This window comes from Lactococcus allomyrinae, from assembly GCF_003627095.1.
Taxonomy (GTDB): Bacteria; Bacillota; Bacilli; order Lactobacillales; family Streptococcaceae; genus Lactococcus; species Lactococcus allomyrinae.
Genome location: NZ_CP032627.1, coordinates 154,271 through 180,692 on the forward strand (window position 1 = coordinate 154,271; position 26,422 = coordinate 180,692).

Below are 26,422 nucleotides of genomic sequence, written 5' to 3' on the forward strand. Positions count from 1 at the left end.
ACTTCAGTAACTAGAATATGATTGATAAATCTCTTTTTAACTTGCCTGGAGTGCGTAAGATGCTCCCTGTTTTGGGAATTCTAGCAGTTTTACAGGCAACAGTAATTTGCGGTCAGGCATTATTTATGGCAGAAGCAATTACAAAACTTTGGCAAGGACAAAACTTTATGATGGCAGTCCCAATGATATTGGGATTTTTAGCCTGCTTTTTGAGTCGTGAATTCATTAATTTTATACGTTCAAAAGCGTTAGATGGTCTTGCTTACCATTTAGCAACAAAGCTTCGCAGTGATATGTTGGAAAAATTTTTCCGTTTAGGTCCTTCAAGTGTGGCAGATTTGGGTTCGGGTTCAAGTGCGACAACGGTAATTACGGGGATTGACCAAGTTGAGAACTATATCAAGTTAGTGCTCTCAAAAGTGTTAAACATGATGATTGTGCCCATTCTAATTTTGATTCCCGTTTTATTTTTGGACTGGGAGAGTGGTTTGGTGCTTATCATCACATTTCCATTTGCCATTATTTTCATGATTTTGTTGGGTTATGCTGCACAAGGACGAGCAAACCGTCAATATAAAACTTTTCAATTTTTGTCTAACCATTTTCTTGATTCATTGCGTGGAATTTCCACTCTGAAGTATTTTGGGTTATCAAAAGAGTACGCTGGTTCAATTTACCGTACGTCAGAAGAATTTCGCCGTGAAACGATGGGAGCATTGCGAATGGCAATGTTATCGACTTTTGCGCTTGATTTTTTCTCTAGCTTGTCGGTAGCAACAGTGGCACTTTTTCTTGGTTTACGACTTATGGATGGTCATATTTTGCTGTTCCCAGCTTTAGCAACTTTGATTATGGCACCAGAATATTTCTTACCTTTGCGCGACTTCGCGAGTGATTACCATGCCACGCTCAATGGGAAAAATGCCCTTGAAGCAGTCAATCAAATGCTGTCAGTAGAAGAAGAAACGCTGTCAGTACTGACAGAACCTGTCAGGTGGACGGAGGACTCCAAACTTACTATTGCAGACTTGTCAAAAACTTATGAAACAGGGCGAGGTGTAGAAAATGTATCATTCTCACTTTCAGGCTTTAAAAAAGTTGCCCTTGTTGGTAGCTCTGGCTCAGGAAAATCCACTCTGCTCTCCATGTTGGCGGGATTTCTTGCACCGACATCAGGAAAAATACAGCTCAATGAGCAAACGCTGACAACACTCACTGACGGAAAATATCGCGAATCCGTCCAGTTTATCCCGCAAAACACTTACATTTTCTCAGGAACATTGCGAGAAAATTTAGCCTTTTATGAGCCGTCAGCAACTGATGAAGAAATATTTGCAGCAGCAGAGCTTGCAGGATTGACAGCGCTTGTAAAATCAATAGGTCTTGATGGGAAAATTGGTTCAGGAGGGCGTACTATTTCTGGCGGTCAAGCACAACGTGTCGCACTGACAAGGGCATTCTTGAGCCAATCAAGAAATATTTTGCTCTTAGACGAACCTACAGCTCATCTTGACATTGAAACTGAGCTGGAAATCAAGACAAATATTTTACCACTATTTGATCATAAACTTGTTTTCCTAGCAACACACCGCCTGCATTGGCTGTCATCAATGGATTTGGTTATTGTCCTCAATGAAGGAAAAGTAGAAGGTATCGGCACCCACGAAGAACTTTCAAAAACTAATCCTTATTACCAAAAATTACTGACAGAAATGCGTGGAAGCGATCTAAAAACATTACCATCAGCACTGACAGAAAATCTGTCAGTAAAAAAAGCACCTGACAGCGCTGTCAGCTTACTGACAAAAGAAACGGAGAATAATACTGATGAAATTTAAAGACATTTTATTCAGAAATGATTGGATTTCTCCATTTCTAAAGAAATACCGTAGTGGCTTTATCTTAGCGATTTTTCTTGGTACAGCGACAGTATCTATGGCAGGACTATTGATGTTTACATCAGGTTATGTCATTTCAAAATCAGCCACAAAACCTGAAAATATTCTGATGATTTACGTTCCAGTACTATTTGTACGTATCTTCGGAATTGGACGGCCCGTTGTGCACTATGTTGAACGTTTGACCTCACACAACTGGATTTTACGAATTACGAGCTTGTTGCGTAAAAAACTTTACCTCAGACTTGAAAAAACAGCGGTCAATCTCTCTGAGCGCTATCAACTTGGTGACTTACTTGGTATCTTAAACGAAGATATTGGTAATTTGCAAGATTTATTCTTGCGGACACTTTTTCCTGTTTTGATTGCAGGAACCTTATCGGTTGCCTTAGTGATTGCGAGCGGCTTTTTCTCCATTCTTCTGGCACTGGGACTTGCCTTATTCTTGGGAGTTTTAATCGTTGTTCTGCCCTATCTCTCATTCAAGTTTACAGTCAAGTTAGACGAAGAACTCAAACGGTATCGCAATCAACTTTTCTCACATTTGACAGATGATATCCTTGGTCTGCAAGATTGGGTACTCTCAGGACGAAAAAAAGATTTCATGACTTCGTATTTAGAATCAGAGTCTTCTGCACGCAAAATACAAGCAAAATTACTTGCCTTTGGTCGTAGACGAAATCTTGTGTTACAAGTTGTTTATAGCGCCTTGGTCATTTACCTTGTTTTTTGGGCATCAGGGAGTTTGAATACGGGGGATGCTCCGAATTATATTGCTGCTGTCAGTCTTGCGGCTTTTCCGTTATTTGATGCTTTTTCCCCTCTATCTGATGCTATTGTAGAAACACAGCGCTATGGTGACTCTGTCAAACGTCTTAATGAACTTCCAGACGCAGTAGAAGAAAAGAGAGATGTCGAAATTTCAAGTGTTGACTTATCTATTCAAAATATCCAATTTGGTTTTGAAGAAAATCAAAAAATATTTGATCACTTTAGTCTTGAAGTTGAAAAAGGAGAACATATCGCTATTTTAGGACGTTCGGGTGTTGGTAAATCAACCCTTGCGAGCCTAGTCAGAGGTGATTTAGTTCCTCAAACTGGAACGATTCGTTTCGGAGGGATTGAACCTCATAAAGCAAAAAATGTTGAAGCTAAAATAGGCGTTATTAATCAATCACCCTATCTTTTTGCTACCAGTCTGCGTTCCAATCTGACATTAGCAAAACTTGATGCTACCGATGAAGAAATTTGGGAAGCACTTGAACTTGTCGGGCTTCGTAAAATGGTTGAAAGTCTACCTAAAGGTCTATTAGAACCAGTAGATGAAGCAGGAACACGATTTTCAGGAGGTGAGCGTCAACGTCTAGCATTAGCAAGAATCCTACTGTCAGACGTAGAAATGGTTATTCTTGATGAACCAACAGTATCTCTTGACCCAATTACAGAGAATCAGCTGTTAAGTCTATTTTTTGAAAGACTTCGGGATAAATCTATCATTTTCATTACGCACCATTTACTTGGAGTGCATCACATGGATAGAGTAGTTTTCCTTGAAAAAGGAAAGATAAAATTCGATGGTAAACCAGCAATATTATTGGAATCCAACGAAACCTTTAAACAACTTTATCAGTTGGATTTAGGAAATGAATAAAATGAAAAATCAGCCTAATGGCTGATTTTTTTAATTTATTTAGTTTTATTGTTGACAAAACTAAATAAATAAATTATAATCTTTTTTGTTAGGTAAATAAATAATAAACTAACTAATTAAGAAATCCACTTCCTCTCTGATTAACGCAAAATCAAAGATTATGATATTGAATTTACAAAAAGCAGGCTAACTAAGAACTTCGTCTTATTGATTTAGCAACTTAGAACGGATAGACATCGTGCTATTTGAAGTGATTACTTCATTGATGGGGGATTCTTTCTCACTCATCAATGTTAGGGTACAACCTCACATCAAAGATATGGGGTCACATCTCGCTTTACTACGCTGTTTATTCTCGACTCTTAGAGGAAAGGGGATGAGCAAGCACTTGCTAGGTTAAAGTTCGTCTATTCAATATAATCTTTCAGAGCATTGGATTCATACTTTTAAAGGAGAGCAAATGATGATTAAAAGATTAATACAAAAATTCAAAATGCTCATACGGCTTATCGAGAGACCTAACGAACTCTTAGCATTCGCCTTCGATGAACAACTCACAACACTGTAGTTAAACCATTGTAAAAAGTATCAACGGTATGATACTTCGCACTTGTTCTGGCACAAAAAGTGCACCAGAACACTCTAATTACAGAACAACTGATAATGACACAAAAATCTTAAAGGAGAATTTAATTATGTCTGAAAAAACAAATAACTTATTACATCTTTTCTCAAAACTTTTACGTAATCCTAATGTTTTATTTGCCTTGCGCGCAGATAAAATTTCTAATCAAATGAAAAATCGCGGTAATCGTAACGGTGCCCAAGGATTACTTGTCGAATTATGGAATAAAGATGGTCTTACCAATGCTGAAATCGCTGAACTCCTTGACATCAAGCCTTCAAGTGTGACTGCCCAGGTTAAACAACTTGAAGAAGCAGAAATGGTTGAGCGCCACCAAGATGAAAATGACAAACGTGTGAGTCGCGTTTTTCTAACTGATAAAGGTCGTGCAGCTAAAGAAGAACGTGCAGAATTTCACGATGACTTATCAGAAAATATTTTTGGTAGTTTGACAGATGAAGAGCAAGTTCAACTCTTAGACCTGATGGAAAAGCTCGTTGCAAACAATAATCCAAAAGATGAAAAAGATTATCAAAGGATGGCACGGATGTTTGGTGATCCACTAGTGGAAAACCTACAGAACGCTCATGACCGTCATGTATTCGGAAATCATATGCGTCGTGAAATGCAAAATTGGCAACGTGAAATGCAACGCCAAGGACGTGATATGAAACGCGCAAATAATGATATGCGCCGTGCAATGCGTGATTCAATGCCATTTGGTGAAGATTGGAAAAATCTTGGCAGGATGATGAAAGATAGCTTCCGTAAAAACTTTGGCGGTAGTGACGATGCTGATTTCAATGAACACTGGGAAAGCTTTTCAAATGAAATGAAAAACCGATTTGGTGATCGTGAGGGATGGGACGGTCACGGATTTGATGATGGTCATGGTTATTTTGACCACAAACGTGAAGATTTCCGCAGTCAACCAGGCTTTGGCAAAGACAAAAATAAAGAACCAAAGGGACCAGAAAACTGGGATGATTTTTAAGACTAAAATGAAGTCAAGATTTATTCAATGGGAGTTTTAACTCCCACTTACTTCGATAAAGAAAAAGGAAACACGATGAAAATTCTCATTGCCTACGCTGGAAAAACGGGCGTGACTGAAAGATGCGCGAAGCAACTTGCAAAAGAATGTACGACAGCGACACTTGCCAATCTCAATGAAAAGCAGGTCAGTCCAGAAAACTTTGACCTCATTGTCGTTGGCAGTCCTGTGTATAGTCATAAACTTGAGCCGTCCGTCAAGTATTTTATCAAGGACAACGAGAAAAGTCTGCAAGAAAAACAATTTGCCGTCTTTGTCACGATGGTGGAGGAAGATACTTTTGACAAAGTCATCGCTCATGAAATCCCTGAGTCTTTGCGCCAAAGGGCGTTTGCGATGCAGCAATTCGGAGGCGAAGTCAATGACCTCACAAGCTTTGGCTGGCATGATCGGCTAGTCGCCAAAGCTATGGTAAAGCTGGAAAGCAAAAAACACCCGATTGCGCTTCGATTAGAAGCACTTTTGGACTTTGCCAAAATACTCAAGGAAAAGGAAGTAAAAAAATGACCGAACAAACAAAATCTCTCACGCTCAACCCACAACTTGAAGCCTTCCAAAACAATCTGCTCGCAAGCTACGCCAAAGCTAACAAGACTGCGCTAAAAGGTCAAATCCTCTTTGTCGGTAGCTCCCTCATGGAGATTCTCCCGATTGAACAATGGGAAACTGCTGGCAAAGTCAGTTTTGGTAAATACATCTACAACCGTGCCGTGCGCGCGACGACGACAGCTTTCTTGTTGGCACATATTGACACACAGATTTTTGATCTTGCACCGAGTAAAATTTTCATCAATATCGGCACAAACGATATCGGATTTCAAGTTCCAGAAGCCGAATTTCTCGCCAATTACGATGAAATACTCAGTCAAATCGCTGAAAAATTACCTGATTGTGAGGTCTATGTCATGCGCTATTATCCGATAAATACGGTTGATTTTGGCAGTGACGATGAGGATGAGCAGACACTTTTTGCCACGCGGAGCAATCAAGCTTTTCAAGCCGCCAGTGATAAAATCGCAAAACTTGCTGAAAAACATGATTTTCACTTCATCAATGTCAACGGAAATCTCGCAGATGATAACGGAAATCTCAAAAAAGAGCTGACCTTTGACGGTGCACATCTGCTGCCAGCAGGCTATGAAATCGTCCTAAAAAATCTTGAGTCTTATATCAAAGCATAAAACATTATACTCGTTCACCTCTAAATGTGCTCGCACATTTGGTAGTTGAACTGCAAATATACTGCCTTGCACTTGCGCAAGAGATGGTTTGCGTGACACGCAAACTTTAACATCTAAAAAGCATTTTTAGATGTTAAACAATATTAGAAAATGGAGTAAACAAAAAATGGAAAGAGGTTCATTGGGTAGCCGCATCGAGAAAAAAGCGGTTGACAAAACGTCCACTAAACATTTCATCAGATTGATTCGTGCTGCAAAGCCACGCTATCTCTTCTTTATCATCGGCATTTTAGCAGGGATTGTCGGTACGTTAATCCAACTGCAAGTCCCCAAAATGGTGCAACCGCTCGTGAATAGTTTTTCACATGGTGTAAATGGAGGGAAAGTGGCGATTGTCATCGCGCTTTATATCATCTCAGCGCTCATTTCAGCGATTGCAGCGATTGTCCTCGGAATTTTTGGAGAATCAGTCGTGAAAAATCTCAGGACACGTGTCTGGGACAAAATGATTCATCTTCCCGTAAAATATTTTGACGAAGTCAAAACAGGAGAGATGAGCTCTCGACTGGCGAACGATACCACGCAAGTCAAAAATCTAATCGCAAACAGCATTCCCCAAGCTTTCACGTCCATTTTGTTGTTGGTCGGGTCGATTGTTTTCATGCTTCAGATGCAATGGCGTCTGACCTTAGCCATGATTATCGCTGTCCCTGTCGTGATGCTGATTATGTTTCCGATTATGACCTTTGGTCAAAAAATTGGTCGAACAAGACAAGATTCTTTGGCAAATTTTCAAGGCATAGCCAGTGAAAGCTTGTCAGAAATTCGCCTCGTCAAGTCGTCAAATGCCGAAAAGCAAGCTTCTGAAAAAGCAGAACACGATGTCAATGCCCTCTACAAAATAGGTGTCAAAGAAGCCATTTTTGACGGATTGATGTCACCTGTCATGATGTTATCCATGATGTTGATGATTTTTGGATTGCTTGCTTATGGGATTTATCTCATTTCTACCGGCGTCATGAGCCTTGGAACGCTTCTTGGTATGATGATGTACTTGATGAATTTGATTGGTGCGGTGCCAACAGTTGCCACTTTCTTCACAGAGCTTGCGAAAGCTTCGGGCTCAACAGCTCGTTTGACCGAGTTGCTCGATGAAAATCAAGAAGTACTCTACCACGGAGAAAGCGTTGATTTAGAAGGCAAAACGCTCTCAGCACGCCACGTTCATTTTTCTTATGATGATTCAGAAGAAATTCTGCATGATATTAGCTTTGAAGCGAAACCTAACTCGATTATCGCCTTTGCAGGTCCTTCAGGCGGTGGAAAATCAACGATTTTCTCTCTTCTCGAACGTTTTTATCAACCGACAGCAGGAGAGATAGTGATTGGTCATCAGCCTATTGATGATATTTCGCTAGAAAACTGGCGCAGTCAAATTGGGTTTGTGTCGCAAGATAGCGCCATTATGGCAGGCACGATCCGTGAAAATCTGACTTATGGACTTGATGGCGAGTTCACAGATGATGAGTTGTGGCAAGTCCTAGAGCTTGCTTATGCTCGCAAATTTGTCGAAAATATGCCTGACCAGCTCAATACCAAAGTGGGTGAGCGTGGTGTGAAAATTTCTGGTGGACAACGTCAGCGGATTGCCATTGCGCGTGCCTTCCTCAGAAATCCAAAAATTCTCATGCTGGACGAAGCCACAGCCAGCCTCGACTCAGAGTCTGAAGCAATGGTGCAACGTGCGCTGGATAGCTTGATGAAAGGTCGTACAACACTCGTTATCGCCCATAGGCTTTCAACGATTGTCGATGCAGACAAAATCTACTTCATCGAAAAAGGAGAAGTGACTGGCTCAGGGAAACACGCAGAACTTGTCGAAAGCCATCCGCTTTATGCAAAATATGTAGCGGAGCAACTCACAGTTGGAGAATGAAATTAAAAATCATATGGAGATTCTCCATATGATTTTAGAGTGTGGAAAAACTTGTCATCAATTTGACGAGTTTTTCCACATTAGAGCTACCGATTTATCGGTAGCTTTTTATATAGATTGAGAATTGCTTATTTAAAATCATACGATTTTATCTTTTGCGTTTAAGGAGCAAAAGTCCAGTCAAACTAGAGAGAGTCAATCCTAAAGCCGTTAACCCAGTCTTTGAATCTCCTGTAGAAGGAAGATTCTTTGGTACAGAGACATCTACCCCACCTGTGATAATATTACCATTATCGTTATTTCCGTTTTCATTTGATACTCGGTCGTCCATGACTGTTACCCCAAGTATACCGTCATGGTTTTCGAGTATATCATCACGATTTGCTAGTAGAGAAGGAGCAACAGGATCAGTTACGGTAAAACCAATGAGGTGCTCACCGATAGTATCACCATCGGTCAATGCTGATACATGTTCTGTATTAAAGTTAATCACATCACTTTTTGGTACGACATCATCAAGAGTAGAAATCCGTGTGACCATGAAATTCCCAGCAGCAAGAAGATTTTCAATGCCAATCCCTAGACGACCAGTGAAGTTAGTTTCAAAATGGTTGAAAGAGACAAACAAATCTCCAACAGCTATTGCAGTATCGCCATTAGTCAGAAAGACAGTAAATGAAACTTCATGAGTCAATCCTGTATCCGTATCTGTAATCTTTCCTTTGATAAGCTTTTGTCCTGTCTCTCCAGTATCAAGTAAATCCATCAGTTGAGTCTGGATAGCACTGGTATCAAGGGTTGTGACTGTTGTCCCTGTGTGCAGGTCAAGAAGGCGGAGATGTTCAAGGGTCGCTTGTCCAACTTCAGGTAGTGTGCTTGCGAGGTCGAGTGCAAAGTTCTCCGGACTTGCTTCAAAACGTGAGACACGTGTCCAAGTGCCAGTGACGGTATCTGTTGCAGCAGAGTTTGCCATCAGACTAGCAGAAAGCTGTGTCGTGCCATCAGTATGTTGCCACATCGTACCTGTAATCTCATCAAGTCCAGCGCCAGAAAGGTTGGTGTGCTGACCAAGAGTAAGGGTTTGTAGTGAGGCTGTATCAGCCAACATCTCAGTTCTATCTGCTGCGGAGAGAATATCAAAACTACTAAGGTCAAGTGAAGTAACGGCTGAGTTGTTGAACATCCCTTCCATGTTTATGACTTTGGCGGTGTTGAAATGTCCGCCAAGATTGAGCGAAGTGAGGTCAGTTGTATTGGCGAACATTCTCATCATAGTTGTTACATTAGCGGTATTAAACTCTTTGCCTAGGTCAAGTGAAGTCAGAGCTGTGCTATAAAACATATAGTCCATGTTTGTGACCAGAGCAGTGTTGAAATATTCACCGAGATCAAGTGAAGTAAGAGAAGTTGTATTATGGAACATAGTCGACATATCTGTCACCTTGGCTGTATTAAAGTGGTTTCCGAGATTGAGTGAAATTAGACCTGTGCCATTAAACATATATGCCATATCTGTCACCTCGGCTGTATTAAAATGACTCCCGAGATTAAGCGAAGTAAGAGAAGGCGTGTTAGAAAACATCCAACGCATATCAGTCACGCTCTCCGTATGAAAGGAATTTCCCAAATCAAGTGAAGTTATGGGCAAGTTAGAAAACATACCTTCCATATTTTTTACCTCGATAGGGTTAAAGTGGTTTCCAAGATCGAGTGAAGTTATCCCTGAATTATGGAACATATATTGCATATCTTCTACATTGGCGGTGTTAAAATGTCCGCCGAGGTTGAGTGTAGCGAGAGAAGTTATATTACTGAACATCGAACTCATATCCGTTACCTTAGCAGTGTTGAAATGTTCGCCAAGATTGAGAGAAGAGATCCCTGAATAGTAGAACATACGTGCCATAGTTGTCACATTACTCGTTTGAAAACCACTTAGATCAAGAGCGGATAGATGTGTTGTATGAGCAAACATACTCTCCATATTTGTTACATATGAAGTGTTTAAGAAGTCTAACCTTTCTATTTCCTCCAAATCATACAAGGAGCTAAAAAGTCCTTGGGAATTTACGGCGGCAGTGACATGGTCTGTGAAGACGATTTTTTTAATGCTACCAATAGTAAGTAAATGAATCTGAGCTCCAGTTTCGAACGTTCCTCCCTCAAAAGTCAAGACCCCATCTTCGTAGGTGTACTCCACTCCGTAGAATGTTCCGCTTGTTAATGGTGTGATATCGGTGGGAGATTCTAACGTCATAGCAGTTTCTGGAGCTAATGGTGCGCCCTCGTCTTCAGGTAGGCTAAGTTCATCTTGTTTTTCAAGAGCAACTGTCTCATTTGTTTCGCCTTCGTCAATGATTTCAGGGGACGCTACAGCATCAGAAATTTCAGTCTTTTCATCTTTTTCTAATATTTGTTCCGTAGAAACGGAAGGGGTGCCTGAGAGTACTTCGGCGAATGTACTCGCTGAAGGGGCAAGGGTACTGAGAAGTAACGCTGCTGTGGCAGTGCTGATACCAAGTTTGCGAAGTTTCTTTTTGTGTTTAGACATTTGTTTCTCCTTGTGAATAGTTTTTTAATATTACTCTTATTATTTTATTTTTTTTTTTTCATAATTCAAAATGATATGGGAAAAAAAGAGGGATTTTTGAGAGACTAAGTTAGACTATAATAAGAAAAAAGTTAGAATTTGAGTTTGCCATTTCTCATTTTTTTGGTAAAATAGAGTAAGTTTATAATAAAATTGGAGAACAATATGTCTTGGTTAATTCGAATGGTGAAAGGTGTGATAATTGCTTTAGGTTTTATTCTACCAGGGGTTTCTGGTGGGGTTTTAGCAGCAATATTGGGGATATATGAAAGGTTACTCTCATTTTTAGCTCATATTCGCCGTGATTTTATGAGAAATTTTCTCTTTTTTCTACCTGTTGGTATTGGAGGAATTCTTGGAATAGGGCTTCTGTCTGCGCCATTAGAGTGGCTCTTGGTACATTATAAAGTCATTGTCCTCTGGACATTTGCAGGAGCAATCATAGGTTCTTTACCTGCTTTATGGAAGGAGTCTGAAAGCAAGGAAAAGCGAGATAAAGTGGACTGGAATTGGTTACTTGGCACTTTTGTTGTGAGTGGTGTTTTACTTTATGCTTTACCATATATTTTGGGCAATTTGCCCGCTAACTTTCTAACATTTATTTTGGCTGGTGTTTTGATTGCATTGGGTGTCCTAGTACCAGGGCTTTCGCCGTCTAATTTACTATTGATTTTAGGACTTTATACACCAATGTTGACTGGTTTTAAATCTTTTGATTTGATGGTTTTTCTGCCAATTGCAATCGGAGGAATTTTGGCGATTTTACTTTTCTCAAAAGGGATGGAACATTTGTTAGAAATCGAACATTCTAGAGTTTACCATTTCATTATTGGGATTGTTGCTGCTTCCACGCTACTTATTTTGATTCCAAATGTGAAAGTTGAAGAATCAATTTCGTACTTGGGAGCGACACCAGTGACATTTATCTTCGCAATTATTGGTTCTGTAGTAGGCGTTCTTCTTGGACTTTGGATGTCAGGATTGGAAGAAAAATATAAATAATAAAAATCCTCTATCTGTAGATAGGGGATTTTATTGTTATTGCCATAATAAAGTTAATTTTTATTCAGCAGAGAGTGCTTCTATGGTATTGAGTCTTGCGGCACGACCTGATGGGGCAAGACTTGCAACTAGTGCAATAACTACTGCAATAATCACTGTTGCAATGATATGATAAGGTGTGATAGCAACAATGTTTCCTCCAACAAGTGAGTGAAGGGCTGCATTAATCACTGATTGACCGACAAAGGCAAGGACAATAGCGAGTATAGCAGAAGATAGACCGAGGATAAGACTTTCTGCTGTGAACAAGCGAGAAATATCTTTTCTACGTCCGCCCATTGCACGAATAATCCCGATTTCTTTTGTACGTTCTGCAACTGACATATAGGTTGTGACAACAATCATGAAGATTGAAACAACAAGTGAGATACCAGCGACAGAAGCAAGAACTGTGGTGACGATGCCTGTGATATTGTTAATGGTATCAAGGATTGAGCCTACACCATTTGTAGCAAAGACTTTTTTACCATCTGACTTGATGTTTTCGATGTCTTTTGTTACTTGTTTAACATTTTTACTGTTGTTAGTAGTGATGACAGCGAAGAATGGATCAGTTGAGTAGTCATTTGCTTCAAAGAGCGATTTCATTGTATCACTAGACATTGCTGCACCCATACCAGGGACGCTTTGCATAATTCCTGAGATTTTCAAGCTTTGTGTGACTTGTTTTGGTCCTGTGCTTGTTGTCAGTGTGAATGTTGCATCAACTGTTTTGCCAATCATTGATTTCCAGTCTTTGTTTTCAAAGGCTTTTTGGTCAAGAGAACGAACATCAGACTCTTGGAGAACAATTTCGTTTTTACCTGGCTTTTTACCTGCATCTAGGCTGGATTCTTGGAAAAGTGCGGTCCAGCTTTGAATTTGAGAAATGTGTCCGCTATTTTCTCCGAGTTTTACAGTGGTTGGTGTTCCAATGACATACATGGATTGAATATCTTTAACGTTATCAATGGCTTTGAGTTGACTCATGGTTGAGCTTGTCAGTTTGAAGTCATCTGCATTTTGTGCCATGTTTTGGTTGGCGTTTGACCACGCTTCTTGGTTATTTTTGGTTGTATTGTTTGGTCCACGCTTGACGACTGCTACAACGTTCGGATTGGCGATAGAGGTGACTTGATCATTCATGTATTTTGTCCCACCATTTCCTAAACCGAGGAAGAAGATGACAGAGAAAAGACCGATGGCTGTCCCAATTGCGATGAGGAGATTGATTTTCCATGCATTTGTAAAGTGTTTAAAGGCGGTTTTAAATGTATCTCCAAAAGAAAGCGCTTTTGAATTTACTCGGGTGTGAGGTTCGGCTGGATAGGGTGCTTTGAGTCGCTCATCTCCAGTAATCACACCATCTGCTAAATGAATAATACGTGTGCCATAGTCTGCAACTTCTTGTGAGTGAGTAACGACGATTACTGTTTTTCCAGATTGAGCAATGTCACGAAGAATAGCGAGGACTTCTTTAGTATTTTGTGAATCAAGCGCGCCTGTTGGTTCATCTGCGAGGATAATTTCAGGGTCAGAAGCAAGGGCACGAGCGATGGCTACACGCTGTTTTTGTCCGCCAGAGAGTTGAGCAGGTTTTTTCTTACGATGGTCGTATAGCCCAACTTGTTTGGTGAGCTCAATCGCACGCGCATGACGTTCTTTTTCTGATAAGGCGGTCATTTTGAGACTGACAAGGATGTTGTCAAGAACGCTGAGATAGCTCACGAGGTTGAAAGATTGGAAGATAAAGCCAATGGTATCCCTACGATAAGCGTCCATATCTTTTTCTTTTTTAGTTTTTTGAGCAATGCCGTCAACGAGCACATCACCTTCGTATTTACGGTCAAGTCCACCGATGATATTCATCAGAGTGGATTTACCTCCTCCAGATTCTCCGAGTAAGCTGACGAAATCACCACGTTCAAATTCGAGGTTGATTCCTTTCAGGACGGGAAACTCATCTTTTCCAAGAAAATAAGATTTCTTGATATTTTTTAGTTCCAAGACGGGCATAAATAATTTCTCTTTTCTAAATAAGTTGTTAAAATGGATTGACTCGTCAACCCTAAAATTATACTACTTTTTAATTGTACCTTAAATTTCATAAATAAAAATAAGACCTAAGTCTTATTTTGAAAATTATTTTCAAGATTATCCGTTGAACAAAAAGTCTAAAATGTTCATGCCTGTACTGGTTTGGGCTTTGTAAAGTTCGGTGTAACCACACTGTGAACAGGAGATCGTAATGTATTTTTTGTTTTGGACGTTAAATAATTTTGAAAAATCGCCACCTGTCGCTTGTAATTGGTCTTGTTCAAAGTTGTGATTGCCGCATTTGACGCAGACGTATTGTTGTTGATAGCCGTTCATGATTGTTCCTCCTTATACTCGTTTCATTTCATAGTTTTTTGCCGAAAAATCATGAAATGAACTGCAGATATCCTGCTTTGCGCTGGTGCAAGAAATGATTTGTGTTTCTTGCAGGCTTGACTTTTAAGTTGAATGTTTAAAGGTCAAGTCGTATTTAAGATATGAGTTCGAGTGCTTAGAAACGATTATTATTCGTTTTTGTGGACGTCGAGCTCTATTACAAGATGTTTGGAGTGATCTTTATACTATGTATGAGTTCATTTCTTATATTGTTTAATTTATAAGATTATCTTCCGCTATATGTGACAGATTTATAAGAGCGAGTTAGATGTTTAACTACTTTAAGGTTTTATAAGTTGTGAATAAATGCTAGTCCAATGTCTCCAAAATCAGTTAGTAATTTCATTATAGCGCAAATGATGAATATTTTTTAATCATTTGGCAGAGGTTCTTGTAAACGTTTTAATTTATTTTACAATTCTAAGTTCTTTTTGTCAATAATAATTTACTGACAGAGGTTTGGAATAAGTTTACTTCTAAATCTGCTAAATACAAAGGTACGAGTGTCAAAATGTTTGAACAAGGATAGTGGAGTGAGAGGAGGAATAGAACAAATGGATGTCTAACGTAAGATGGGCTTTAACCTCTAATGGAATATTTGGGAGTAAAAAGGTATCATTTTTTGAGCTGTTTTTTTGATAAAATTAAGTTCGGTTGCTTAGAACTCAGGAAAATAGATAAAAGTTTCCAATGAGCGTTGTTCATCTCCGTGCTTTCAACACTACGTTGTCCTTTGACTTATGTATTAGGTCAGAAAGAGCCAAATAGCGATTTTCATGAGTTCTGGACAAGCAACCTCACATCTTGTTATAATATTTTTATATAAAAGAAAGCAGGCAAGTCAATGGTGTATAAAGTTAATTTTAAAGAGGTGGAAACGATTGGTTTTGAAAATTCACCTGTAGCAGAGGCTTTAGCGGGTTTACGTGCAAATGAGGCACGTTATTTTTGGAATAAATATAAGTTTGAATATGTCACGTATCCAGCAAACGAAAAGTCTGAGTTGGTTGAGTTGATGACAAAAATCTTGAAGGAAGAACGTGATTTGGTTTTTTCTGCAAAATTGCTTGAGGTAGCTGTTTATGAAGATGAACAGGTGTTCTGGCCAGAGTTTTACTATGAGGATGGTATGGTACTGAACCTGCTTTATGAAAAAGTACCAGCGGTTGAGGGGAAAAAACCTAAGCGTGCGGTTGGAATCAAGCTGTCAGTAGGGATGGAGATTCCGTCAGAACTTGAAGGAAAATTCAAATTTGCACGTCAACGCTCAAAACTTGCTGGAGAAGTGCGGGGATCATTTTTTACTGTGAAACAAGAGTGGTTATGATTTTATTGAAGCACGCACTAACTTTGAATTTTGTTCGACTGCCCTAGGGTGTTAGTGTTCTGGGACAAGGAGACCTCTTATCAAAGATGTTAAGCAGACTGTTGCATCTTTAGCTGCGTACAGGGCGCTTAGTTGTTACACCTAGAGGTTGTATCTTAAATTCAGTGGGGGCTGAAACTCTCATTGAATAAATTTTGACTTCATTTACTGACAGCTTTTTTGTCAGTAAAAAGTATTATGAAAACGGATTAAAATGGCGTTTGTGGCGTTTTCTGTTATAATCATAGTATGGATACACAGATTAAAGAGAAATTTCGAATTGCTTTGCTTTTTGCTTTGAATGCAGGTTTTATGGATGGTTTTTCATTTTTTCATTTTGATGAACGATTTATTGGGGCGCAGTCAGGGAATTTGATACAGGCTGGGATTAATATGGCGCAGGGAAATTTTGCGCGCTTTTGGGACTTCGCGATTCCAATGATTTTCTTTGTGTTAGGCGTGATGACACGAGGTATTTATTCCAACTATTTAATAAAAAGACATCGGTTTGATGCAACTTATCTACTTTTCATTCAATGGGTGGGTGTGACGATTTTTGCGCTCGCTTATGGTTTGGGATTGCAACTTCCGGTATCACTCTATGTCGGGATTTTCAGTTATTTTATGTCAATACAATATGATGCATTCACGAAAGTTCATGGGTTTGCTTACGGAAGTATTTTCATGACGGGGAATATGAAGTCAATGGCAGCGAAGCTGGCACAATTTTTTATCACAAAAGATAAAGAGAATCTAAGACCAGTTGGGATTTATGCGCTTTTGATTGGGATATTTTTTGCAGGGGCTATGGTTGCGACTTTGCTTGGATACGTGATGGGTAATTGGACGATGATGGGCTCTACGATTTTGATTGGCCTAGCTTATTTGATTGTTCGCCTTGAGGTGGTGTGATTTCCGAATGAACTGATGAAATTAAAAAATAATTGCCAAATTTTTTGGCTTTTTTTTATTGATAAATGTTAAAATTTACTTATGGAAAAAAATGAAACTTACGGAAAAAATGTGCTGACAGAACCATTTATCAACAAGGGGACAGCATTTACTGATGAAGAACGAACGAGATTACATTTGCATGGACTTTTGCCTGCAGCTGTTGAAACTTTATCTGAACAGGTTAATCGTGTTTACAAAAAGCTGTCAGTACTGACAGAAAATTATGCAAAGAATCAATATCTCATGTCAATTTATAATTCAAATAGAAACTTGTATTATGCGATTGTGGCTGCACACACAGAGGAGTTGTTGCCCGTCATTTATACGCCAACCATTGCGGATGCTGTGACTCATTTTTCTCGTGATTTTGTACTGCCTCATGATGCAGCATATTTGGACACCGCACATCCCGAACGTATTGAGAAAGCATTAAAATCAGCTGCTGCAAGCCTTGATGCTGTTGATGTGATGGTCATTACTGACGGAGAGGGTGTACTTGGGATTGGTGACTGGGGTGTCGGTGGTGTCATGATTTCAGTTGGAAAATTGGCAGTTTATACTGTTGCATCAGGTCTTGACCCCAGACGGGTCCTTCCTGTTGTCATTGACAATGGAACCGCGAATCCTGAATTGCTTGCCGACCCAGATTATATTGGAAAAAAAATAGCACGTAAGACAGGTGGAGAATATCTGGCTTACATTGACGAATTTGTAAAAGTTGCGAGTCAACTATTTCCTGATGTCCTGTTCCATTGGGAAGATTTTGGCCGAGGGAATGCAGCAACAATTTTAGAAACTTATCAGGACAAAATCACAACATTTAATGATGATATTCAGGGGACTGGAATTATGATGGCAGCAGCAGTTTATGCAGTTGCTGAAGTAACAGAAAAAACGATTGATGCACATCGCTATCTCATTTTCGGTGGAGGAACTGCAGGAATCGGTATTGCCGACCAGATTCGTTGTGAATTAATGCTGACAGGACTGACAGAAAGTGAAGCCTATGACAAAATTTATGTCGTTGATCGCTTTGGACTCGTTACACAAAGTTTGTCAGCACTGACAGAAGGTCAAAAACGTTATGCGCGAAGAGAAACTTCACTGACAGGTTTGTCAGTACTGACAGAAATTATTGAAGAGGTAAAACCCTCAGTTTTGATTGGTTGTTCTGGACAAACAGGGGCATTTACTGAAGCAGCCGTGCGTAAGATGGCTGAAATCAATGAACGTCCAGCTATTTTACCGATTTCGAATCCAACTAAACTTTGCGAAGCAACAGCAGAAGATTTGATTAAATGGACAAACGGAAAAGCGCTTGTTGTAACAGGTAGCCCATCAAGCCCAGTCCTTTTTGAGGGACATACTTATGTGATTGGGCAGGCGAATAATGCACTGCTTTACCCAGGACTAGGACTAGGGATTGTTGTCGCAAAAGCAAGTACAGTCACACAAAATATGCTCTCAAAAGCAGCAGGTGCGATTTCTTCATTGCAAGATTTGAGTCAGCTTGGAGCGCCAATTTTACCTCCATTAAAGTTTGTTCGCGAAGCTTCACGCTATGTTGCCCAAGCAGTCGTTCAAGCGGCAATTGATGATGGTGTTGCAACAAGAAAAATTCAAGATGCACAAAAAGCCGTAGAGCAAGAGATTTGGAGCCCAAAATATGACTGAATATCGTTATGAATATGACACTTTAGGAAAAGTCAAAGTACCACTAGAAGCCAACTGGCAAGCGCAAACTCAACGTTCATTGGAAAATTTTCCGACAGGAGAAAAAATGCCTCTAGGTGTGATTCGCGCACTTTTGAACCTAAAAAAAGCCGCAGCAATTTCAAATACTGAACTAGGACAACTTGAGAAAGAAAAATCTGATGCTATTTCAACAACAATTGACGAGCTTCTACTCCGTTCAGAGAGTGGGCTGAGGGATGATTTTCCATTATCCATCTACCAGACAGGCTCAGGCACTCAGACTAATATGAATGTCAATGAAGTTGTCGCCCATTTAGCAAGCACTTCGCAGTTTACGATTTTGCCAAATGACGATGTTAATCGTGGACAAAGTTCCAACGATATTTTTCCAACAGCAATGAATATTGTAGCAGTTGAAGCACTTGCAAAGCTTGAGCAAGCAGTACAGACGTTGATTGACAGCCTGCGCGTGAAACAAGAAGAATTTTGGGCGATTGTGAAAGTTGGACGAACACATTTACAAGATGCAACTCCGCTTACCGTTGGGCAAGAAATATCAGGTTATATTTCAGCGTTAAAACATGATTTAGACTATTTGCAACAATTGCGTCCGACGCTTTATGAACTTGCGGTGGGAGGAACAGCAGTTGGAACGGGCCTCAATGCAAATCCTGACTTGGGTGAATGTATCGCGATACAGATTTCAGCAGTTTATGGTTTTCCTTTCAGTGCAAAATCCAATAAATTTTATGGTTTAGCACATCATTCAGGATTGAGCGTTGTCCATGGAGCGATTAAAACACTTGCTGCAGACCTGATGAAGATTGCCAATGATATTCGTTTTCTAGCTTCAGGACCACGTGCTGCCTATGGTGAATTTAACATTCCAGCGAATGAACCAGGCTCATCTATCATGCCCGGTAAAGTCAATCCGACACAAGCAGAAGCATTGACAATGGCTGTTTTGCGAGTCTTTGGAAATGATGCAACAGTCACTATGGCGAGCAGTCAAGGAAACTTTGAAATGAATGTTTATAAGCCTGTTCTCATCGCAGCATTTCTGGAATCTGCAGAACTTCTCACAGGGACAATCATAGGTTTTGCTCAAAAAACCATAGCAGGTCTTGCAATTAACGAACGGCGTATGGAGGACCTGCTAGATAACTCATTGATGACAGTTACTGCACTTTCGCCACACATCGGTTATCATGCTGCAGCAGAAATCGCCCAAAAAGCAGAAACAGAAGGGTTAACACTTAAAGCAGCCGCAATTTCTTCTGGTTTAGTTAGCACCTCTGATTTTGAGCAATGGATGGATTTTGCTGCTATGACAAATTTGGAAAGGTCAGAAAAAGAATGAACTTAGGAATATTCCTAGGTTTTTTTTGTAGTATTAAAACAATTGTGATAGGACTCAAATTTGTAAGAAGTAATCAAAAGATGAAAATGATGTATTAAATTCTTGACATGGATTTTCAAAGTGATAAAATATAAAGTGTAGTTTACAAATGTAAACGATAGATTATTGTCATTATGAAGAGAAAGAGGGAGAAAAATGGCTTATATCACAAGTTCAGATGAAGAAAAAGTAGAAATTGTCAACATCAAATCTTTGGAAACACGTGTGAAAGAACGCATGGAAGCACAGGGAAATAAAGGTGCCTTTGGTTATATCAGAGGTGGTTCTGAAGATGAATGGACAATGGCAGAAAACACCACAGCGTTCAATCATAAAAAAATTGTTCCACGAGTTTTGCGTGGTGTAGACTCAGCAGATTTGAGTACATCAGTTTTGGGGATAAATTTGAAGACACCAATCATTCAAGCTCCAGTTGCAGCACAAGGACTTGCTCATATGAAGGGAGAAGTTGATACAGCAAAGGCAATGGCAGAAGTTGGCTCATTGTTTTCAATTAGTACCTATGGTAGTACTTCTGTTGAAGAGGCGGCGGCAGTAGCTCCTGGTGCTCCTCAGTTTTTCCAACTTTACATGAGTAAAGATGACCATTTTAACGAATTTTTGCTGAAAAAGGCTGTAGAAGCTGGGGTAAAGGCCATTATTTTGACGGCTGACTCAACTTTGGGTGGTTATCGTGAAGAGGATGTTATCAATCATTTCCAATTTCCACTTCCTATGCCTAATCTAGCTGCTTTTTCTGAGTCTGATGGTACAGGTAAAGGGATTGGTGAAATTTATGCGGCTGCAAAACAAGGTTTGGTATTAGAAGATATTCAAAAAATTAAAGCTATTACAGGTTTACCTGTTCTTGTCAAGGGAATTCAATCGCCAGATGATGCTTTGCTTGCGATAGAAGCTGGCGCTGATGGTATTTGGGTGTCTAATCATGGTGGACGTCAATTAGATGGAGGACCTGCTTCATTTGATGTATTGCCAGCAATTGCAAAAGCAGTCAATAAGCGCGTCCCAGTTATTTTTGACAGTGGAGTTCGTCGTGGAGAACACGTTTTTAAGGCACTAGCAAGTGGGGCAGACCTTGTTGCTGTTGGACGCCCTGTTCTTTATGGCTTAAATCTTGGTGGCGCATTGGGTGTTCAATCTGTTTTTGAACATCTTAATAAGGAACTTTCAATCACTATGCAATTGGCAGGTACTAAAACGATTGATGAGATAAAAAATACAGCGTTGATTGATTAGTCATGAGAAGATTACTTAAAAAAATAAAAGTCTGAACTTCATTAATGGTGTTCAGGCTTTTTTTGTTTCTTGATGGGAATCAATCTTTATTTTTATTTGCGATGATAGAATGGAGTTATCAAAAAGGAGGGAATCTTGATGGTGAGATTTCAAAGATTTATCCAGAAAAATAGTACAAAAATGATGTGGAGCTCAGCTAGCTTGATTGCACTTGCTTTTGTTGGACGAGGCGTCCAAGTGGAAGAGCTGAGCTTACTTGGTATGATTTTGGCAAGTGTTCTAGGTGCTGTACCTGTGCTGATTCACGCGGTACAAGCACTTAGAGCAAGAGTAATTTCGATTGAGTTGCTTGTTTCGATTGCGGTGATTGGTGCTTTTGTGATTGGCGAATTTGATGAAAGTGCAATTGTGACTTTTCTTTTTACTTTTGGTAGTTTTTTGGAAAAATGGACATTGAGCAAAACGCGTTCGTCAATCAAAAATTTAACTCAAATGGCACCAACGACTGCTACACTCGCTTCTGGAGAAAGCATTGATATTGATGAAGTCGAAATCGGAGCAACGCTGTTAGTCAAAACAGGTGGGCAAATTCCTGTGGATGCGAGTGTTATCAAGGGTTCAGGCTATGTGAATGAAGCAAGTATCACAGGTGAATCTAGAAGTATAAAGAAAAATAGTGGAGATAAAGTTTTTGCAGGAACAATGCTTGAAAATGGTAGTCTTTATATTTTAGCTGAAAAAATGGGTGAAGATACGACTTTTGGTAAGATTATCGCACTTGTCGAGGAAGCGCAAGATGCAAAATCTCCTGCTGAAAAGTTTATTGACCGTTTTGCAAAATATTATACACCAGCGGTATTGATTCTTGCTTTACTTATTTTTATGGTGACACGCAATTTTCAATTGGCTATCACGATTTTGGTGCTCGGCTGTCCCGGTGCACTCGTGATTGGTGCGCCCGTCAGTAATGTCGCTGGCATTGGCAATGGTGCAAAGCATGGCGTTTTGATTAAAGGTGGTGATGTGATGCACACTTTTAGCAAGATTGACACACTCGTTTTTGACAAAACAGGAACATTGACACTTGGTAATGCTGAGGTTGTGGCCGTAAAGACTTATGGACTTACTGACAAGACCCTGCCAGCACTGACAGACCGTATTGCGACGGTAGAAAGCCAGTCTGACCATCCGTTAGCACGTGCGATTGTCCGTTTTATCGGGAATTTTAATGCGGTCAGCACTGACGAAATTTCTGTCATTAAAGGTCAAGGAATTTCTGCGACTAACTTACTCATTGGCAATGAAAAATTACTGACAGAAAATAATATTGTACTGACAGAAGAACAACGTGAGAATCTGTTCAAGTTTCAAGCGCAAGGTGCATCAACGGTACTCGTTGCAGTCGATGACCAGCTCAAAATCATCTATGCTATCGCTGATGAAATTCGTCCAGAAGCTCTGTCAGCACTGACAAGACTTCGTCAGCAAGGAATTTCGCGTATGATTATGCTGACAGGGGATAACGCAGCTACTGCTCAAGTTGTTGCGAGACAGTTAGGCATTGACGAAGTGCAGGCTGAGTTGCTTCCAGAACAAAAAGCCGCAATCATACAAACACTAAAGCAAGAGGGAAGAAAAATTGCTTTTATCGGTGATGGAATCAATGATAGTCCGTCGTTAGCAAGCGCTGATATCGGTATTGCAATGGGTTCTGGGACCGATGTGGCAGTTGATGTGAGCGATATTGTCCTTATGAACTCTAGCTTTACTGAGTTAGTACACGCTTATGGGCTTACCCGCACCACAGTGCGCAATATGACAGAAAATATCATCATCGCTGTTGCTGTCGTCTTCTTTTTGCTGACAGGTCTGGTGCTTGGAGGTGTGACGATGGCAAGTGGAATGTTTGTTCATGAAGCCAGCATTTTAGTCGTTATCTTAAATGCAATGCGTCTCATTCGTTATCAATAAAGTCAAGACTTATTCAGTAGGAGTTGACTCATCACTGGATTTAAGGTGTGACCTCACATCAAAGATATGAGGTCACACCTCCGCTTCGCCCCGCTGTCCACTCTCGGTCGCTTTATCCCAGAGGTATTAGCACGCACTTGATTTGATAAAACAGGATTTTGTAGTATACTAGGTCAACTTTAAAATGGTACATTTTTTAGCCCATTCGGCATAACGTCAATATAAAACTTTGCAATCTTGTCACTGACAAAGAACGATTTTACCAATGGTTCTCCCTTGTTCAATCATTTCATGCGCTTTTCGGATATTGTCAGTGCTGACAGCACCCAAATTTTCTGTCAGCGTTGTTTTTAGGGCTCCACAGTCGAGCCATTGCGAAATCTTGGTCAAAATCTCATGCTGACTTTGCAAATCCGTAGTCATAAAAGCAGATTTTGTGAACATCCACTCAAAGCTAAAACTTGCAGATTTGTGAGCCAATTTATCCAGATTAATTGCCTCTCCAGGCTCAACGATATTCGCAATGCGTCCTTGAGGAGCAATTAATTCACAGCTTGCCGCAATATGCTGTAAAACAGCATTTAAAATCAAGATATAGTCCACAAATTCAAAACCTAATCCACGAACCTGCTCAACCAAATCCTGATGATGATTAACAGTAAAATCAGCTCCAAAATGAGTGACCCAATCAATCGCACGTTGGTTGGAAGCAGTAGCAATCACAGTTAATCCAGCGTTTTTTGCCATCTGAGTTGCAACGGAACCAACACCCCCAGCACCATTGATGATAAGGATTGATTTTCCATTCATGTTGTCAGTAATTTCAAGTTTTTCAAACAATAATTCATAAGCTGTCAAACTTGTTAATGGCATTGCAACTGCCTCAGCGGCAGTTAAATTTTTGGGAGCAAGCGCGACAATTCGCTCATCAACGGCTTGAAACTCAGAGTTTGAGCCAGAACGCGTAACATCGCCCGCCCAAAAAACATAGTCACCAACCTGAAAAAGCGTTACAGCTTCCCCAATTTCAACAACTGTACCAATACCATCCCAACCCAAAACTTTAGGTTCAACCAAGTCGTTTTTAAGTCCATTCCTAATTTTTGTGTCGACGGGATTAACTGATACACCATCTACTTTAACTAGAATATCATGTGCCTTAAGTTCTGGTTTTTTAAGCTCAAATTCGATAAAATCATGAATTGACTTTCCAGTTGTACCAATTGCTTTCATGTCCTCAACCTCCAAAATATTTTTGATTACCAACAAATCTTTGGTAAAAAGTTAAAAAAATCATTGTAAACAAAGTTTATACCACACTCACAAAAAAATCAATCCTAGAGTGAATAAGCTGTGATATAGAAGACCAAAAATTAAATCTTGATACGAATCAAGTTTTTTTTCAAATAGAAATACTATAATGAATTTATCAATAAGGAATACATCCAAAGGAGAGAAAAAATGAATAAAATGATCATGAAACTTGACGAGCTAAGTTGCCCATCTTGTATGACAAAAATTGAAGGTACAATAGCTCAGACAGCAGGAGTAAAAACAGTCAAAGTCCTTTTTAATGCCAGCAAGGTCAAAACTGAATTTGATGAAAATATCGTAAGTCGCTCAGAGCTAGTAAGCAAAGTCGAAAGACTTGGTTATGAAGTACAAAACACAAAAGTTACTCCTTTATAGTAAATATGTGGTGGCAACCATATTTTATCCATATCATTAAGAAAAAAATCTGATAAAATTGAGTTTGGCATTACAAGACGAAACATTTATTTGTCCTTGCACTGAACTTACTGAGGACCTTAGTAGATTATGATATTTTAAGGTTATTGTTATAGCAGTAGACTAATAGTTGTTTAGTAAATTGCGCTTTGAATCTCTAATTTTATAGGATAGACAGTTGTAGTTTAGTGGATACTGAATATAAGCAGCACAGCAAATCAGACATAGGATAAATACTTGTCAGCATTAAAGTTGAGCGAGTATATCCAAGCACCAAACTCCGTCTTGGAGAACAAAAATGAAAAAAGAATTAACAATCGAAGAAAAATACGAAGCAGAACTCATCAAAGCAGAACATGATCATCATCAACCAACTGCAGGTGCAATGACTGGTCATATTCTGTCTAACTTATTTATTGAGCGAGTAAAATTGATGCAAGCAGTACTTTATGCTAAACATCGTGAAAATAGAGCAACCTTCAAGCAACTTGAAGAGAAAGAACAAGTCTATTTTTATACTATCTCAGAGCAACTTTTAGATGTAGGGGAAGTCATACCGACAACGATTGATGAATTTACAAAGTATGCTAAATTTATCGAGGAATCAGCAAAATTCAAATATGAAGAAGATGAATTACGAATAGGAAATCTGATTCAAGATTTTATGAGTCAAAATTTATTCATTACACGCGCAATCAAATTAGCCACCAAAGAGGAGAAGTTTGCTTTGGGGCAAGCTTTAGTTGAATTGCTTGGTTTTAACCAACATACGATTAGAGCATTGGCTTCAGATTTAGGAAAAACGCTTCAAGATTTTAAAGATGAGGATGAGGACGATGTGTTGTAACACAAAAAAATACGAGCACCCCAGTGAACACCACTGTGTTCAACTTGTACCACTTTTTAATACACTCACAAAAAAAGAAATTGAAGAAGTGGAGCAGCTTGTTCACCATAGAGTATTTGGAAAAGGGGAAACAGTCATTTCACCAGAACAAAGTCCTCAACTGACGATTGTTGCACATGGTGGGTTAAAGATGTACCAACTCGCAACGAACGGTAAAGAGCAGCTGTTACGCGTTGTTGAGCCAGGTGGTTATGAGGGAGAAAATGCACTTTTTGGTGCAGTAAATGAAAATCTTTTTGGTGAAACATTAGAAGAAACAACCGTTTGTTTCTTGAAAAGGCAAGATTTCAAAAAACTTCTCATACAAAATCCAGCATTAAGTTTAAGACTTCTAGAAATCAACGCTAAGAAATCAGAAACAATCGAGCAACAAGCCTCATTTTTGATGATGGAAGCAATAGAGAGCCGACTAGCTAACTATCTCTTACAGCTTGCAAAAGTTGCACATTCAGAGAGGGTAGAGCTACCAATGAAGATGAAAGATTTAGCAAATTTTGTGGGAACTACACCAGAAACCGTTTCAAGAAAATTTAAATTACTTGAAAATCATGGATATATCAGACGACATGGCAAACACATAGAAATTCTTGATGTTGAAAAACTTGAAGATGACTACGTTTGACAAATATTATGCCGAATGAACCCTAAAATGCATACTAGAGTTACTTTAAAATGTTTTATTAGTCACATGACTTTTTGTCATTGCAGGTCTTTGTTGCTAAGAAAATGGAGAGTT

The 26,422-nt window shown here is 39.5% G+C and carries 20 protein-coding genes; 16 read left to right on the top strand and 4 right to left on the bottom strand.

From position 1 onward, the window contains the following. Positions 1-17: 17 nt before the first annotated feature. The 6 genes from cydD to D7I46_RS00800 all read left to right on the top strand — a co-directional run bounded on the left by cydD (position 18) and on the right by D7I46_RS00800 (position 8,345). Positions 18-1,838: a thiol reductant ABC exporter subunit CydD gene (gene cydD / locus D7I46_RS00775; protein ID WP_120771135.1), complete on the top strand. Its 1,821-nt coding sequence runs from the start codon at positions 18-20 to the stop codon at positions 1,836-1,838. Beyond that, positions 1,828-3,549 carry a thiol reductant ABC exporter subunit CydC gene (gene cydC / locus D7I46_RS00780; protein WP_120771136.1) on the top strand — a complete coding sequence of 574 codons (1,722 nt, stop codon included), beginning with the start codon at positions 1,828-1,830 and terminating at the stop codon, positions 3,547-3,549. Before cydD ends, cydC begins: the two co-directional genes overlap by 11 nt. 695 nt (positions 3,550-4,244) lie before the next feature. Then, positions 4,245-5,168, top strand: coding sequence for a MarR family winged helix-turn-helix transcriptional regulator (locus D7I46_RS00785; protein WP_120771137.1), 924 nt, complete (start codon positions 4,245-4,247; stop codon positions 5,166-5,168). Positions 5,169-5,243: 75 nt separating this feature from the next. Further along, entirely contained in the window at positions 5,244-5,735 is a 492-nt protein-coding gene (locus D7I46_RS00790) for a flavodoxin domain-containing protein (RefSeq protein WP_162930784.1), read from the top strand. After that, positions 5,732-6,409: an SGNH/GDSL hydrolase family protein gene (locus D7I46_RS00795; protein WP_120771139.1), complete on the top strand. Its 678-nt coding sequence runs from the start codon at positions 5,732-5,734 to the stop codon at positions 6,407-6,409. Before D7I46_RS00790 ends, D7I46_RS00795 begins: the two co-directional genes overlap by 4 nt. Before the next feature lie 181 nt (positions 6,410-6,590). Continuing rightward, the gene (locus D7I46_RS00800) at positions 6,591-8,345 is read left to right on the top strand and encodes an ABC transporter ATP-binding protein (RefSeq protein ID WP_120773247.1); all 1,755 of its coding nucleotides are present in this window, start codon (positions 6,591-6,593) and stop codon (positions 8,343-8,345) included. A 148-nt stretch (positions 8,346-8,493) separates the two neighbouring features. Here D7I46_RS00800 and D7I46_RS00805 read toward each other — a convergent pair whose 3' ends face one another. Beyond that, positions 8,494-10,896 (bottom strand): BspA family leucine-rich repeat surface protein, encoded by a 2,403-nt coding sequence (locus tag D7I46_RS00805; RefSeq protein WP_120773248.1) that lies wholly within the window; start codon positions 10,894-10,896, stop codon positions 8,494-8,496. Between the two features lie 204 nt (positions 10,897-11,100). On the opposite strand from D7I46_RS00805, the gene D7I46_RS00810 reads away from it, so the two are divergent. Further along, complete coding sequence (locus D7I46_RS00810) at positions 11,101-11,937, top strand: DUF368 domain-containing protein (protein ID WP_120771140.1); 837 nt, start codon at positions 11,101-11,103, stop codon at positions 11,935-11,937. Between the two features lie 60 nt (positions 11,938-11,997). Here the strand turns inward: D7I46_RS00810 and D7I46_RS00815 are convergent, their stop codons facing one another. Both D7I46_RS00815 and D7I46_RS00820 read right to left on the bottom strand, forming a co-directional pair. Continuing rightward, a complete protein-coding gene (locus D7I46_RS00815) occupies positions 11,998-13,992 on the bottom strand; it encodes an ABC transporter ATP-binding protein/permease (RefSeq protein WP_120771141.1) in 1,995 nt (664 codons plus the stop codon). Between the two features lie 138 nt (positions 13,993-14,130). Further along, the gene (locus D7I46_RS00820; RefSeq protein WP_120771142.1) at positions 14,131-14,349 is read right to left on the bottom strand and encodes a zinc ribbon domain-containing protein; all 219 of its coding nucleotides are present in this window, start codon (positions 14,347-14,349) and stop codon (positions 14,131-14,133) included. Positions 14,350-15,253: 904 nt separating this feature from the next. Between D7I46_RS00820 and D7I46_RS00825 the strand changes: the two genes are divergently transcribed. The 6 genes from D7I46_RS00825 to D7I46_RS00850 all read left to right on the top strand — a co-directional run bounded on the left by D7I46_RS00825 (position 15,254) and on the right by D7I46_RS00850 (position 23,051). Further along, a complete protein-coding gene (locus D7I46_RS00825) occupies positions 15,254-15,736 on the top strand; it encodes a phage tail protein (protein WP_120771143.1) in 483 nt (160 codons plus the stop codon). Between the two features lie 288 nt (positions 15,737-16,024). Continuing rightward, complete coding sequence (locus tag D7I46_RS00830) at positions 16,025-16,687, top strand: YoaK family protein (RefSeq protein WP_120771144.1); 663 nt, start codon at positions 16,025-16,027, stop codon at positions 16,685-16,687. An 81-nt stretch (positions 16,688-16,768) separates the two neighbouring features. Next, positions 16,769-18,403, top strand: coding sequence for an NAD-dependent malic enzyme (locus D7I46_RS00835; protein ID WP_120771145.1), 1,635 nt, complete (start codon positions 16,769-16,771; stop codon positions 18,401-18,403). Continuing rightward, positions 18,396-19,784 (top strand): class II fumarate hydratase, encoded by a 1,389-nt coding sequence (locus tag D7I46_RS00840; RefSeq protein WP_120771146.1) that lies wholly within the window; start codon positions 18,396-18,398, stop codon positions 19,782-19,784. The genes D7I46_RS00835 and D7I46_RS00840 overlap by 8 nt, the downstream gene beginning before the upstream one ends. A gap of 195 nt (positions 19,785-19,979) precedes the next feature. Then, positions 19,980-21,080 carry a lactate oxidase gene (locus tag D7I46_RS00845; RefSeq protein ID WP_120771147.1) on the top strand — a complete coding sequence of 367 codons (1,101 nt, stop codon included), beginning with the start codon at positions 19,980-19,982 and terminating at the stop codon, positions 21,078-21,080. Between the two features lie 141 nt (positions 21,081-21,221). Next, positions 21,222-23,051: a heavy metal translocating P-type ATPase gene (locus tag D7I46_RS00850; protein ID WP_120773249.1), complete on the top strand. Its 1,830-nt coding sequence runs from the start codon at positions 21,222-21,224 to the stop codon at positions 23,049-23,051. Positions 23,052-23,291: 240 nt separating this feature from the next. On the opposite strand, the gene D7I46_RS00855 is transcribed toward D7I46_RS00850, so the two are convergent. Then, positions 23,292-24,284 carry a zinc-binding alcohol dehydrogenase family protein gene (locus D7I46_RS00855; RefSeq protein WP_120771148.1) on the bottom strand — a complete coding sequence of 331 codons (993 nt, stop codon included), beginning with the start codon at positions 24,282-24,284 and terminating at the stop codon, positions 23,292-23,294. A 228-nt stretch (positions 24,285-24,512) separates the two neighbouring features. Between D7I46_RS00855 and D7I46_RS00860 the strand changes: the two genes are divergently transcribed. From D7I46_RS00860 to D7I46_RS00870, 3 genes are all read left to right on the top strand, one after another. Next, on the top strand, positions 24,513-24,740 hold the full coding sequence (locus D7I46_RS00860) for a heavy-metal-associated domain-containing protein (RefSeq protein WP_120771149.1): 228 nt from the start codon (positions 24,513-24,515) through the stop codon (positions 24,738-24,740). 337 nt (positions 24,741-25,077) lie between these two features. After that, positions 25,078-25,626: a DNA-binding protein gene (locus D7I46_RS00865; RefSeq protein WP_120771150.1), complete on the top strand. Its 549-nt coding sequence runs from the start codon at positions 25,078-25,080 to the stop codon at positions 25,624-25,626. Continuing rightward, positions 25,616-26,308: a Crp/Fnr family transcriptional regulator gene (locus D7I46_RS00870; RefSeq protein ID WP_120771151.1), complete on the top strand. Its 693-nt coding sequence runs from the start codon at positions 25,616-25,618 to the stop codon at positions 26,306-26,308. Before D7I46_RS00865 ends, D7I46_RS00870 begins: the two co-directional genes overlap by 11 nt. Positions 26,309-26,422 lie beyond the last annotated feature (114 nt).